The sequence below is a fragment of the Bacillus rhizoplanae genome (genome assembly GCF_917563915.1).
Taxonomy (GTDB): Bacteria; Bacillota; Bacilli; order Bacillales; family Bacillaceae_G; genus Bacillus_A; species Bacillus_A rhizoplanae.
Map to the genome: position 1 here is coordinate 43,329 of NZ_CAKJTI010000007.1, position 13,653 is coordinate 56,981.

The 13,653-nt window shown below is 37.6% G+C and carries 13 protein-coding genes; 12 read left to right on the plus strand and 1 reads right to left on the minus strand.

Annotated elements, in window-relative coordinates; genetic code table 11:
- Nucleotides 1-5: 5 nt before the first annotated feature.
- The 6 genes from LRP84_RS09215 (at nt 6) to LRP84_RS09240 (ending at nt 6,314) form a co-directional block, all read left to right on the plus strand.
- On the plus strand, nt 6-935 hold the full coding sequence (locus LRP84_RS09215) for a peptidase U32 family protein (protein ID WP_230574810.1): 930 nt from the start codon (nt 6-8) through the stop codon (nt 933-935).
- Between the two features lie 16 nt (nt 936-951).
- On the plus strand, nt 952-2,232 hold the full coding sequence (locus LRP84_RS09220; RefSeq protein ID WP_230574811.1) for a peptidase U32 family protein: 1,281 nt from the start codon (nt 952-954) through the stop codon (nt 2,230-2,232).
- A gap of 17 nt (nt 2,233-2,249) precedes the next feature.
- A complete protein-coding gene (udk, locus tag LRP84_RS09225; protein WP_230574812.1) occupies nt 2,250-2,888 on the plus strand; it encodes a uridine kinase in 639 nt (212 codons plus the stop codon).
- A gap of 280 nt (nt 2,889-3,168) precedes the next feature.
- Nucleotides 3,169-3,645: a transcription elongation factor GreA gene (gene greA, locus LRP84_RS09230; protein WP_230574813.1), complete on the plus strand. Its 477-nt coding sequence runs from the start codon at nt 3,169-3,171 to the stop codon at nt 3,643-3,645.
- A 169-nt stretch (nt 3,646-3,814) separates the two neighbouring features.
- Nucleotides 3,815-5,569 (plus strand): peptidoglycan D,D-transpeptidase FtsI family protein, encoded by a 1,755-nt coding sequence (locus LRP84_RS09235; protein WP_230574814.1) that lies wholly within the window; start codon nt 3,815-3,817, stop codon nt 5,567-5,569.
- Nucleotides 5,570-5,669: 100 nt separating this feature from the next.
- Nucleotides 5,670-6,314, plus strand: coding sequence for a YrrS family protein (locus tag LRP84_RS09240; protein ID WP_230574929.1), 645 nt, complete (start codon nt 5,670-5,672; stop codon nt 6,312-6,314).
- A gap of 32 nt (nt 6,315-6,346) precedes the next feature.
- Here the strand turns inward: LRP84_RS09240 and LRP84_RS09245 are convergent, their stop codons facing one another.
- Nucleotides 6,347-6,562: a YrzA family protein gene (locus tag LRP84_RS09245; RefSeq protein WP_230574815.1), complete on the minus strand. Its 216-nt coding sequence runs from the start codon at nt 6,560-6,562 to the stop codon at nt 6,347-6,349.
- 136 nt (nt 6,563-6,698) lie between these two features.
- Between LRP84_RS09245 and LRP84_RS09250 the strand changes: the two genes are divergently transcribed.
- From LRP84_RS09250 to LRP84_RS09275, 6 genes are all read left to right on the plus strand, one after another.
- The gene (locus tag LRP84_RS09250) at nt 6,699-7,337 is read left to right on the plus strand and encodes a class I SAM-dependent DNA methyltransferase (RefSeq protein ID WP_230574816.1); all 639 of its coding nucleotides are present in this window, start codon (nt 6,699-6,701) and stop codon (nt 7,335-7,337) included.
- A 14-nt stretch (nt 7,338-7,351) separates the two neighbouring features.
- A complete protein-coding gene (mtnN, locus tag LRP84_RS09255) occupies nt 7,352-8,047 on the plus strand; it encodes a 5'-methylthioadenosine/S-adenosylhomocysteine nucleosidase (RefSeq protein WP_230574817.1) in 696 nt (231 codons plus the stop codon).
- Nucleotides 8,048-8,132: 85 nt separating this feature from the next.
- Nucleotides 8,133-9,056 carry an O-acetylserine dependent cystathionine beta-synthase gene (locus tag LRP84_RS09260; protein WP_230574818.1) on the plus strand — a complete coding sequence of 308 codons (924 nt, stop codon included), beginning with the start codon at nt 8,133-8,135 and terminating at the stop codon, nt 9,054-9,056.
- A 3-nt stretch (nt 9,057-9,059) separates the two neighbouring features.
- Nucleotides 9,060-10,193, plus strand: a complete 1,134-nt coding sequence (locus LRP84_RS09265) for a bifunctional cystathionine gamma-lyase/homocysteine desulfhydrase (RefSeq protein ID WP_230574819.1) — start codon at nt 9,060-9,062, stop codon at nt 10,191-10,193.
- Between the two features lie 264 nt (nt 10,194-10,457).
- The gene (adhE, locus tag LRP84_RS09270) at nt 10,458-13,061 is read left to right on the plus strand and encodes a bifunctional acetaldehyde-CoA/alcohol dehydrogenase (RefSeq protein WP_230574820.1); all 2,604 of its coding nucleotides are present in this window, start codon (nt 10,458-10,460) and stop codon (nt 13,059-13,061) included.
- Between the two features lie 279 nt (nt 13,062-13,340).
- Nucleotides 13,341-13,577: a YrhC family protein gene (locus LRP84_RS09275; protein ID WP_098307933.1), complete on the plus strand. Its 237-nt coding sequence runs from the start codon at nt 13,341-13,343 to the stop codon at nt 13,575-13,577.
- Nucleotides 13,578-13,653 lie beyond the last annotated feature (76 nt).

A 13,653-nucleotide genomic window follows, 5' to 3' on the forward strand; every position in this document is an offset into this window, starting at 1 on the left:
GTATAATGAAAAAACCTGAGTTGTTAGTAACGCCAAGAACAGTGGCGGATATTGCACCACTTGCAAAAGCAGGTGCAGATGCAGTAATGATTGGTGAACAAAAGTTTGGTTTACGTTTAGCTGGTGAATTCTCTCGTGAAAACGTAAAAGAAGCAGTAGCTATTGCACATGAAAATAATATGAAAGTGTATGTTGCAATGAATGCGATGTTCCACAATGAGAAAATAGAAGCTTTAAAAGATTACGTTGCATTTTTACAAGAAGTAAATGTAGATGCAGTTGTCTTTGGAGATCCAGCTGTATTAATGACAGTGCGTGAAGTGGCACCAAATATGCAAATGCATTGGAATACAGAAACAACAGCAACAAACTGGTTTACATGTAACTATTGGGGACGTAAGGGTGCAAAACGCGCTGTTCTTGCCCGCGAATTAAGCTTAGATGAAATTGTGGAATTAAAAGAGAATGCAGAGGTGGAAGTGGAAGTACAAATCCACGGAATGACATGCATGTTCCAATCAAAGCGTTCTTTAGTAGGAAACTACTTTGAGTATCAAGGCCGCGATATGGAAATTGAAAAGAAGAAATATGAAGAAAACATGTTTTTACATGATAAAGAACGTAATAATAAATATCCAGTCTATGAAGATGAGAACGGCACTCACATTATGAGTCCGAATGATATTTGTTTTATCGATGAATTAGAAGAGTTAATCGATGCTGAAATCGATAGCTTAAAAATTGATGGTGTATTAAAAAGTTCAGAATACATTGTTGAAGTAACGAAGAGATATCGTAAGGCTATCGATTTATGCGTAGAAGATCGCGATGCGTATTATGATGTAAAAGACAATTTATATAAAGAAATTGAAGAAATCCAACCGCTAAATCGCCCGTTAGATACAGGATTCTTCTTCAAAGAAACGGTTTATTAAAAAGGAGGTTCAGCATATGACTGTCAAAGAAATTTCACGTGTAATTGACGGAAAACGTGTTATTGTAAAGAAACCTGAGTTGTTAATACCAGCAGGTAACTTAGAAAAACTAAAAGTGGCTATCCATTACGGTGCAGATGCTGTATATTTAGGTGGACAAGAATTTGGTCTTCGCTCAAATGCAGGTAATTTTACGCTAGAAGAAATGGCAGAAGGCGTTGAATTTGCAAAGAAATATGGTGCGAAAATATACGTAACAACAAATATCTTCGCACATAATGAAAATATGGATGGCTTAGAAGAGTATTTAAGAGGGATTGAAAAAGCTGGTGTAACGGGTATTATCGTTGCAGATCCTCTTATTATTGAGACGTGTAAACGTGTAGCGCCTTCTGTTGAAGTGCATTTAAGTACACAACAATCATTATCCAACTGGAAAGCAGCGCAGTATTGGAAAGAAGAAGGATTGCATCGTCTTGTATTAGCACGTGAAGTAGGCTATGAAGAGATGAAAGAAATCAAAGAGCACGTTGATATTGAAATTGAAGCATTCGTCCACGGTGCAATGTGTATTGCGTACTCTGGAAGATGTACATTAAGTAATCATATGACGGCACGTGACTCTAACCGCGGTGGCTGCTGTCAGTCTTGCCGCTGGGATTATGACTTAATTCAAACAGTATCGCAACATAAAGAAGCAGGAGAACTTCCTTTATTCCAAGAAGGGGATGCTCCTTTTGCAATGAGTCCAAAAGACTTAAATCTTATTTTATCTATCCCGAAAATGATTGAAATTGGGATTGACAGCTTGAAAGTTGAAGGGCGCATGAAATCAATTCACTATGTTGCAACTGTTGCAACTGTGTATCGTAAAGTAATCGATGCATATTGTGCAGATCCAGACAACTTCGAGTTTAAACAAGAATGGTTAGAAGAACTTGATAAATGTGCAAATCGTGATACAGCTCCTGCATTCTTTGAAGGCGTTCCTGGGTATCAAGAGCAAATGTATGGAAATCATAGTAAGAAAACAACGTATGATTTTGCTGGTTTAGTGTTAGATTATAATGAAGAAACAGGCATTGTGACAATAGAGCAGCGTAACTACTTCAAACCAGGTCATGAAGTTGAGTTCTTTGGACCAGAAATTGAAAACTTTACACAAACGGTGGAAAAAATTTGGGATGAGGATGGAAACGAATTAGATGCAGCGAGACATCCGTTGCAAATCGTGAAATTCAAAGTGGATCGACCAGTGTATGTGAACAACATGATGCGAAAAAGCATACTTCAATAAGAAAGAGTGGTAGTTGAATGGGGACGAACAAGCCTGTTGTAATTGGAATCGCTGGTGGTTCAGGTTCAGGTAAAACAAGTGTAACAAAAGCAATCTTTGATCAATTTCAAGGTCATTCTATTTTAATCTTAGAGCAAGATTATTATTATAAAGATCAAATTCATCTGCCAATGGAGGAGCGCTTAAAAACAAATTATGATCATCCGTTAGCATTTGATAATGACTTGTTAATTGAGCACTTGCATCAGTTGCTTGCGTATAAGCAGATTGAGAAGCCTGTATACGATTACACATTGCATACACGCTCGGAAGAAATTATTCCAGTAGAACCGAAAGATGTAATTATTCTAGAGGGAATTCTTATTTTAGAAGATCCACGTCTTTGCGATTTAATGGACATTAAAGTGTTTGTTGATACAGATGCTGACCTTCGCATCTTACGCCGTATGCAGCGAGATATTAAAGAACGCGGCCGTACGATGGACTCTGTTATTGAACAATATGTAAATGTTGTGCGTCCAATGCACAATCAATTTATTGAGCCGTCTAAGAAATTTGCGGATATTATTATTCCAGAAGGCGGACAAAATCATGTTGCTATCGATATTATGGTTACAAAAATTGCAACAATTCTTGAACAAAAAGTGAATTTGTAATAGCATAGTAAAAGATATACGATAAGAAGGGATTTTTTCCCTTCCTATCGAATACAATGAAACATGCAACCTCACCTAATGTTAGGTGGGGGCATATTTATATGAAATTTCCATACATATCTTCTTTATATAAGGAAGGATTGGAAAAATACGGGGTTGTATGTGACAACTCCACTAGTGTCATTGTGCTAGAAACCTCCGCTATATGATAAGGCGGGGGAGTTTTCATATTGAACTCCTCTTTTTTTCAGGGGATTGGTATATAAAAGGAGTGGAAAACATGGCAACAGAAAAAACATACCCTATGACACTTGAGGGGAAACAAAAGTTAGAGCATGAAGTTGAACAATTAAAAACAGTAAGACGTAAAGAAGTTGTAGAGCGTATTAAAATTGCGCGTAGCTTCGGTGACCTTTCTGAGAACTCTGAGTATGATGCAGCAAAAGACGAGCAAGCATTCGTAGAAGGTCGTATTACACAGCTTGAAAACATGATTCGCAATGCAGTTATTATTGAAGATAACGGTGAAGAATCTACAGTAGTAACGCTTGGTAAAACAGTTATTTTCCAAGAGTTACCAGATGGTGAAGAAGAAGCATATACAATCGTTGGTAGCGCGGAAGCTGATCCGTTTGAAGGCAAAATTTCTAACGATTCTCCAATCGCGAGGAGCTTAATGGGTAAGCAAATTGGCGAAGAAGTAATCGTACAAACGCCAGGCGGAGATATGCGCGTAAAAATCGTTTCTGTAAAGTAAAACATAAAAAGCTAACTCATCGTATGGTGAGTTAGCTTTTTTCATTTCAAGACTCAGAGAAAATGAAGAAAATCCTCATAGGTGAAAGTTGCACTTCGTATTAATTTCTTCTGTCTGTTTGTATAAAAAGAATTACACCTCGTCAACAATGAAAGACGAGGTGTTTTTTATGAAAATGCAGCAGCGAATTATCATAATTTTAATAGCTTTTATGTGTATGATGTTTATTTTACTTGGCCGTTTAATACAAATTCAGCTTGTGGAAACGGAGTCGTTTACAGATAAACATATTAATTTAATTGAAAAAAGCGTTGCTCAGCGTACACAGGCAGTTATTGTAGATGATGGACGCGGTCGTTTTACTGATCGAAATGGTGAAGAGTTGGTGGATGATGATCAGACAGTTCTAATTTTATTTCCATTTCTAAAAAGTACGAACTGGCCGGTGCAAAAGATTGCTCATATCATCGGAGTGCGAGAGAAAGAATTAGAGCAGCAAATACAAATAGCAAACAAGCCTGTTGTATTTCAACAAGATGAAAAGCCATTGAATTTAACGAAAGAACAAATGCAGCGAATTAACGATTTAAAGATTCCAGGTATTGTAGCAGCACATGCAAGATTGAAGCAGAATGGCATCATAGCAGAGCATCTCATTGGAATTACTGGAGAAAATGAGAAGCAGTTTGTAAAGAGGTACGGGGAAAAAGAAAAGAAGAAAACACCGATCGGTATTTCAGGGTTACAACGCTCGTTTGATGAGTTTTTATTATCAGATGGAGAAGCAAAAATACTGTATCATGTTGATGGGCAAGGAGAACCGATTTTTGGAAAAAACGTTAAGTATACATATCCTGCTAATCCTTTTTATCCACTCATTATAGAAACAACATTGGATAAAAGTTTACAAGTGAGAGCGGAAGAACTTATTAATCAGTACAAACTTGTGAAAGGTGGTCTTATATTACTTGATATTCAAACGAATGAAATTTTAGCGATGGTGAGTAAGCCGTCTTTACATACAGACAACAAGGAAGCGTATAAGCGAGGTGCAAGTAATCAAATGCTTATCCCGCATTTTCCAGGGTCTGTTTTTAAAACAGTTATTGCAGCTGCTGCCATTGAGGAAGGAATACTTACAGCAAAGCGAAGATTTGACTGTGATATGGATCTTTACGGAGAAGGGAAAGCAGATAGGTTGATGGGGACGCTATCGTTTACAGAAAGCTTTGCGCGCAGCTGTAATCGTACGTTTGCAGTGCTTGGGCATGAACTCTTACAAAAAGATAAAATGATGATTGAGAAGTATGTAGAAGCGTTAGGGGCAGCGAACAGCGTTGGATGGAAGGGCTCTGTTTTTCATACATCTTTATTTCAGCAACTCGTAGAAGAAAAAGAGGGAACGATTTGGCGTGATGAAAGAGATAAAACAGTTCGAAAAGCAATTGCACAAACTGCAATCGGTCAAAAAGATGTTCGGTTATCACCGCTAGCTGTTGCCAATATGATGGCAACAATTGCAAGAGGAGGTGAAAAGAAAGAAGTCAAAGCTGTTCGGGGCATTACATATAAAAACGGAACGAAATTATTTCATTTTGAAGATCATCTACTACGAGGGAAAACACTCAAAAAAAATACGATAAAGAAAGTGCAGCAATTATTAAGAGATGTTGTAACGGCATCAAATGGTACAGGCTCTGCTTATCAATCATTACCACTTACAATAGCAGGGAAATCAGGAACTGCACAAACAGGGAAAGAAAATCGTGAAAATCGTTGGTTCGCTGGTTACTTTCCGTATGAAAACCCTCGCTATGCTTTAGTCGTCGTTGATTTAGAAACGAATAGGCAAGACAATGTTGTACCACGCATTTTTGCTGATTATGTAGAAGCGATTGCTAAATGGGAAGACAAGAGAAAGTGATAAGAAATATTTTCATTTTGTGAAAAAGTAGTCCTAATCCTTCAACCTTTGTGCATTTGATGTTACAATAACAAGTATGAAAAATGTCATGGAGGTTTGAATAATGGCAGGAACTAGATTTCAACAAAAGCAACAAAGGCGTCGTCAAAATGGTGTTTTGAACATTGCAATTGGTATCGTGTTATTAGCGGTCGTGATTGTAGCATATCAACTATTCTTTACTTCTGATAATACAGAGCAAGTTGCTTCTAGTGATAAAAAGGTAGCACAGCAAACTGAAAAAGAAAAAGAAGCTGCGAAAAAGAAAGAAAAAGAAGAAGTAGCTAAGAAGAAAGCAGACGCGAAAGCAGCAGAACAAAAGAAAAAAGAAGAGGAAGAGAAAAAGAAAGCGGAAGAAGAAGCAAAAGCAAAAGAAAATGAAAAAGTATCCGCAGAGAAAACAATTGCAACAGCGACAGAAGCATATACAAAACCAGCTTGGAAGCCAGTTGGTACAGAGCAAGGTCAATCACCAGCAATGACATTCCAAAAAGGAAGTACTGACTGGAATGAGATGATAAAGGCCATTGCTTATGCAATTGATACCCCAGCAGATCAGTTGGTGATTCACCGTATTGGAAATAGCGGAAAACAGAAAGCATACGGAAATGTACAAGATAAACAAACAGGTAAAAAATATTATGTAAATATTGATTGGGTAGAAAATGAGGGTTGGAAACCAACGCTTGTTCAAGTCCTAAATTAAAAAAGAGAGAGGTGATAAAGCCTCTCTCTTTTTTAGCGCAATTTTTTCAATTTAAAATGGACAACAGCGCTATAATATGGTCGTTTACTTTCAGGATCCATAATCATTTGATGTGAAACGTGATGTACTCCCATCATAAGTGCCTTATTATTATCAATTTGTTCATTGATTTTCTTCTCTAGCGATGTTAAATTAGCTGCTTCAAAAAATTCAATTTTATCTTCCATCATTTCAAATGTAAACGACATGAATCACACCTCTTTTCGCATGTTCATAGTTTAGTGTATCAAAGTAGACTAAGAAATACCATGTGCATTTTTGTTGACTTTTTAGTGTATAAGGCATATTATACTGATAAATCCGATAAGAAAAAGGGGAATTTTTATGGGTACAGAATTTAATGAACTATTTGATGAATGGGCTCATACGTATGATTCTTTCGTACAGGGCGAAGATGTACAATATAAAGAAGTTTTCGCTCATTATGAGGAAATTTTAGAGGATGTAGTAAATAAATCTTTTGGAAATGTTTTAGAATTTGGTGTTGGTACTGGCAACTTAACAAATAGATTATTAGCTGCCGGTTACAATGTTTATGGTATAGAGCCGTCACAAGAAATGCGTACGATTGCGAAACAAAAACTTCCGCAAGATGTATCAGTTACAGAAGGTGATTTTCTGAACTTTGTTGTCCCTTCGCATATTGATACAATTGTTAGTACCTATGCTTTTCACCACTTAACAGATAAAGAAAAAAATGTGGCAATTGCGAAGTATAGTCAATTGCTAAATAAAGGTGGTAAAATAGTGTTTGCTGACACGATATTTGGAGATCAAGAGGCATATGATAAAACTGTTGAAGCTGCGCAGGAGCAAGGATTTCATCAGTTAGCAAATGATTTACAAACGGAATACTATACTCGTATTCCTGTCATGCAATCTATTTTTGAAAACAATGGCTTTCAAGTCACGTTCACCCGCATGAATCATTATGTTTGGGTAATGGAGGCAACGAAGCAATAGAAAGAGGGATTAGATTGAGAATTGCTGTAATCGGAGCGATGGAAGAAGAAGTACGTATTTTACGTGATAAGTTAGAACAAGCAGAAACAGAGACAGTTGCAGGCTGTGAATTTACGAAGGGTACACTAGCAGGACATGAAGTGATCTTGCTGAAGTCTGGTATCGGTAAAGTAAATGCAGCGATGTCAACAACGATTTTATTAGAGCGTTATAAGCCGGAAAAAATTATTAATACAGGTTCAGCTGGTGGATTCCACCACTCTTTAAATGTAGGAGATGTTGTGATTTCAACAGAAGTTCGCCATCATGACGTAGATGTAACTGCATTTAACTATGAGTATGGTCAAGTACCAGGAATGCCAGCAGGGTTTCCAGCGGATGAGGAACTTGTTGCATTAGCTGAAAAATGTATGCAAACAGCAGATGGTATTCAAGTTGTAAAAGGTATGATTGCAACGGGAGATTCTTTCATGAGCGATCCAAACCGCGTTGCGTTTGTTCGTGAGAAATTTACTGATCTATATGCAGTAGAAATGGAAGCAGCGGCAGTTGCTCAAGTATGTTATCAATATAAAGTGCCATTTGTAATCATTCGAGCACTTTCTGATATCGCTGGTAAGGAATCAGATATTTCATTCGACCAATTTTTAGATCAAGCAGCTCTTCATTCTACAAACTTTATCGTAAAAGTATTAGAAGAGTTAAAGTAATGTAGCAAAAAGGCAACTGTTTCATATATAAAAAATACATACAGTTGCCTTTTTCTTTTGAGGTGTTAGGTAAGGAGGAAATACGATGAAAGTGTATCGCAGTGTTCATGACCTAATTGGACATACACCGCTTGTTGAAATCACGCGCTTTCTACTTCCAGAAGGTGTTCGGCTTTTTGCGAAGCTGGAGTTCTATAATCCGGGAGGAAGTGTGAAAGATCGGTTAGGGCGAGAATTAATTGAAGATGCTCTTGCTAAAGGGCTTGTTACGCCAGGTGGAACAATTATTGAACCGACAGCTGGTAATACAGGAATTGGATTGGCACTTGCAGCACTTGAGCATGATTTACATGTTATCGTTTGCGTTCCAGAGAAATTTAGTATTGAAAAACAAGAACTTATGAAAGCTCTTGGTGCAACGATTGTTCATACACCAACCTCAAAAGGGATGACAGGTGCTATTGCAAAAGCAGAAGAGCTTCTTGAAGAAATTCCAAATTCATATTCTCCATGTCAATTTGCTAATGAAGCAAATCCACGTGCATATTATAAAACATTAGGTCCTGAACTGTGGGAAGCACTAGACGGAAACATTAACATATTTGTCGCTGGTGCTGGTACCGGTGGAACATTTATGGGAACGGCGTCATATTTAAAAGAGCAAAATCAACAGATTAAAACAGTTATTGTTGAACCAGAAGGCTCAATTTTAAATGGAGGCGAAGCCGGCTCCCATGAAACAGAAGGAATTGGACTTGAATTTATACCGCCATTTCTGAATCCAACATATTTTGATGCTATTCATACGATTTCAGATCGTGATGCATTCTCACGTGTGAAACAATTGGCACAAAAAGAAGGACTTCTTGTTGGCAGTTCTTCGGGTGCAGCGCTTCATGCAAGCTTATTAGAAGCAGAGACAGCAAAACCGGGCACAAATATTGTAACAATTTTTCCAGATAGCAGTGAACGCTATTTGAGTAAGCATATATACAAAGGGTGGGAATAAAAAATGAGAAAAAAAACAAAATTAATTCATGGTATTCATATCGGAGAACCTTCAACTGGAGCTGTGACAGTACCGATTTATCAAACAAGTACGTACAAACAAGAAGGGGTAGGAAATCATAAAGGGTACGAATATTCACGTACGGGAAATCCAACTCGTGCAGCTCTTGAAGAAACAATTGCTGTTCTTGAAAATGGTCATGCAGGATTTGCATTTGGATCAGGTATGGCAGCAATTACAGCAGTGATGATGCTCTTCTCTAAAGGGGATCATGTTGTTTTAACAGATGATGTATACGGCGGAACATACCGTGTGATGTCAAAAGTATTAAATCGCTTTGGAATTGAACATACATTTGTTGATACAACAAACTTAGAAGTAGTAAAAGAAGCAATTCTTCCAAATACAAAAGCAATTTATGTGGAAACACCGACGAATCCACTTTTAAAAATTACAGATATTAAACAAATTGCAGCACTTGCTAAAGAACAAGACTTATTAACAATTGTTGATAATACATTTATGACACCGTATTGGCAAACACCAATCTCTCTTGGAGCAGATATTGTACTTCATAGTGCAACAAAATATTTAGGTGGTCATAGTGATGTTGTTGCTGGAGTAGTAGCTGTAAATCGTGCAGAGTTAGCAGAGGAGCTTCATTTCGTACAAAATTCAACAGGCGGTATTTTAGGACCACAAGATAGCTTTTTATTACTACGTGGTTTAAAAACGTTAGGAGTACGTATGGAGGAGCATGAAGCAAATGCTCGTGCAATTGCTGAGTTCTTACAAAATCATCCGAAAGTAAACAAAGTATACTATCCAGGACTTAGCAGTCACTATAATCATGACTTAGCAGCAGAGCAAGCAAATGGCTTTGGTGCAATTATTTCATTTGATGTAGATAGCGAAGAAACATTAAACGCTGTCCTTGAGAAAGTACAATACTTTACACTTGCTGAAAGTCTAGGTGCAGTAGAAAGCTTAATTTCAATTCCTTCTCAAATGACACATGCTTCTATTCCAGTAGAGCGCCGTGCGGAACTAGGAATTACAGATACATTAATTCGTATTTCAGTTGGAATTGAAGACGGAGAAGATTTAGTTGAAGATTTAGCACGAGCATTAGCATAATGGAACAAGCACTACTTCACTCAGTAGTGCTTGTTTTTTATATTTTAAATTTGTGAAATTTTTCACAAATTGGACACACACAAATGAAAAGATCTCGTGTATAGTAAAAAGCATGAAATGAGAAGCTTCACATATATTTATGTGAAATATTTCACAAACAATAGGATTCATGTAGAAAAGGTAGTTCTATTTTTTTAGCTAATAGGGACATATTTAGACCCTTAGGGACATTATATGTCCAAAAGCGGAATAGGAGGAAATTACATGGCAGTCAAAGAGAAAGTTGTAAATGAAATGCAAGAAGTAACAGAAATGATTGATACGTTAGTGAAAAACGGTCAGCAAGCTTTACAAGCATTAGAAGGATTTACACAAGAACAAATTGACAACATTGTACATGAAATGGCGCTTGCGGGTGTGGATCAACATATGCCACTAGCAAAAATGGCTGTTGAAGAAACAGGGCGTGGTGTGTATGAAGACAAATGCATCAAAAATATTTTCGCAACTGAATATATTTGGAATAGTATAAAAAACGATAAAACAGTGGGGATTATTCGTGAGGATCCTCATGAGGAAGTTATAGAAATTGCAGAGCCGGTTGGTGTGGTTGCTGGGGTAACGCCAGTAACAAACCCAACTTCAACAACGATGTTTAAAGCGTTAATTGCGATGAAAACGAGAAATCCAATTATTTTCGCATTCCATCCTTCAGCACAGCAATGCTCTATCGCAGCTGCTAAAACAGTGCACGATGCTGCAGTAAAGGCAGGAGCACCAGAGAATTGCATTCAATGGATTGAAAGACCTTCTGTTGAAGCGACAAAGCAACTTATGAATCATGAAGGGGTAGCACTTGTTCTAGCAACAGGAGGCGCAGGAATGGTGAAATCAGCGTATTCAACTGGTAAACCAGCTTTAGGGGTAGGACCAGGTAACGTTCCTTGTTATATAGAAAAATCAGCACATGTGAAGCGAGCTGTAAATGATGTAATCTTATCGAAAACATTTGATAACGGTATGATTTGTGCTTCTGAACAAGCAATTATTGTAGATAAGGAAATCTATAATGATGTGAAACAAGAAATGATAGCGAATAATTGTTACTTTGTAACAACAGAAGAACGAAAAAAATTAGAGAAACTTGTTATCAATGAGAATACATGTGCAGTAAATAGTGATATTGTTGGGAAATCCCCTCATTACATTGCAGCGTTAGTGGGAATTACAGTACCAGAAGATACGAAAATGCTCGTTGCAGAAATTAAGGGAGTCGGCGCAGCTTATCCGTTATCCCGTGAAAAATTAAGTCCAGTATTAGCTTGTATAAAAGCAAATTCATTAGAAGAAGGGTTGCAGCATTGTGAAAACATGTTAGAGCTTGGCGGTTTAGGTCATTCTGCAGTCATTCACTCTACGAATACAGAAGTACAAAAGCAGTTTGGATTACGTATGAAAGCATGTCGTCTTATTGTAAACGCGCCGTCATCACAAGGCGGAATTGGTGATGTATATAATGCTTTCATTCCATCACTTACACTTGGATGCGGATCATACGGAAAGAACTCTGTTTCTCAAAACGTGACAGCAACACATTTACTGAATATAAAGAGACTTGCAAACAGAAAAAAGAATATGCAGTGGTTCAAGCTGCCACCAAAAATTTTTTTTGAAAAACATGCCACACAGTATTTAGCAAAAATGCCGAATATTTCACGAGCATTTATTGTGACAGATCCTGGAATGGTGAAGCTTGGATATGTTGATACAGTAACGTATTATTTACGTCAACATATGAATGATGTAAAGGTAGAAGTATTCTTTGAAGTAGAACCAGATCCATCAGATGAAACCGTATTTAAAGGAGCAGAAATGATGCGAAGCTTCAAGCCGGACGTGATTATTGCTCTTGGCGGTGGGTCAGCGATGGACGCAGCAAAAGGAATGTGGCTATTCTATGAGCATCCAGAAACAGCATTCTTTGGTATAAAACAAAAATTTTTAGATATAAGAAAACGTACATGTAAATATCCAAAGCTAGGAAATAAGGCGCAGTTTGTTGCCATTCCGACAACATCTGGAACAGGATCAGAAGTTACTCCATTTGCAGTTATTACAGATAAAAAGAACAATATTAAATATCCACTAGCTGATTATGAATTAACACCAGATGTTGCAATCGTTGACCCGCAGTTTGTTATGACGGTACCGCCGCATGTAACTGCTGACACAGGAATGGACGTATTAACACATGCAATTGAAGCGTATGTATCTATTATGGCAAACGATTATACAGATGGATTAGCCTTAAAAGCAATTGATCTTGTATTTAAATATTTACCGCGTGCATATAAAGATGGAAATGACGAAGAGGCGCGTGAGAAAATGCATAATGCTTCAGCGATAGCTGGAATGGCATTTGCTAATGCGTTTCTTGGCATTAACCATAGTTTGGCACATAAAATTGGACCGGAGTTTCATATCCCGCACGGACGTGCCAATGCGATATTAATGCCGCATGTTATTCGCTATAATGCAATCAAACCGAGAAAACATGCGCTGTTCCCTAAATATGAGTACTTTGTTGCAGATGAGCGTTATGCACATATCGCAAGAATGCTTGGTCTTCCAGCAAGCACAGTAGAAGAAGGCGTGGAATCATTAGTACAAGCCATTATCGCTCTTGGAAAAGAATTAAACATTAATATGAGTGTTGCTGGCCAAGGTGTTGAAAAAGAAGCATTTGAAGCAGTTGTTGATATACTTTCTGAAAGAGCATTTGAAGATCAATGTACAACAGCCAATCCGAAATTACCACTTATTTCAGAGCTAAAAGAGGTATATATGCAAGCGTATAAAGGTGTGTAATGAAAGAAAGAGCCGCATGTATTGCGGCTCTTTTCGTTATCCCACTATTCGCGGGCAGTAAGATCCCCCACCTCAAGATTGAAAGAAAAGCGAAGAAGATAGGTGGAGGATAACTGCCCGTAAAAGTCCAATTGGGCGGGCTTTCCATCAGTGGGGGATGAAGAAAACGCCGACTGATGGAAGTTTCACTTCATGGAAAACTTCTCCCTCATTGGCTGTATTTACTTGCCTACGAAACGATGAAAATATGATACAGTGAAAAGGAGGAGTGATTGAAGAATGAAAGAATTACAGCAAAAAATTGCTGATTATATTCGTTTCGGTCAAGTCATGTTAGCGCTAAGTGCATTTTTAATGCTCGGTTTATTACTCCCAAATGGACAAAAAGAAATGGTGCAAATGTTTGCCATGATGGGTGTTATCGCTGCTTTTTTAGGCGGTTCATTTTATTTTTTCTACCGTGCAAGAGAACTGCGTGACAAGTTAGAGGAGAACGAAAATGAGCAGGTACTATAGATAGAAACGTTACTTAAAGAGTACATACTTTTAAGTAACGTTTTTTTTTATCGAAAAATTGGCAAGAAAACTCCAT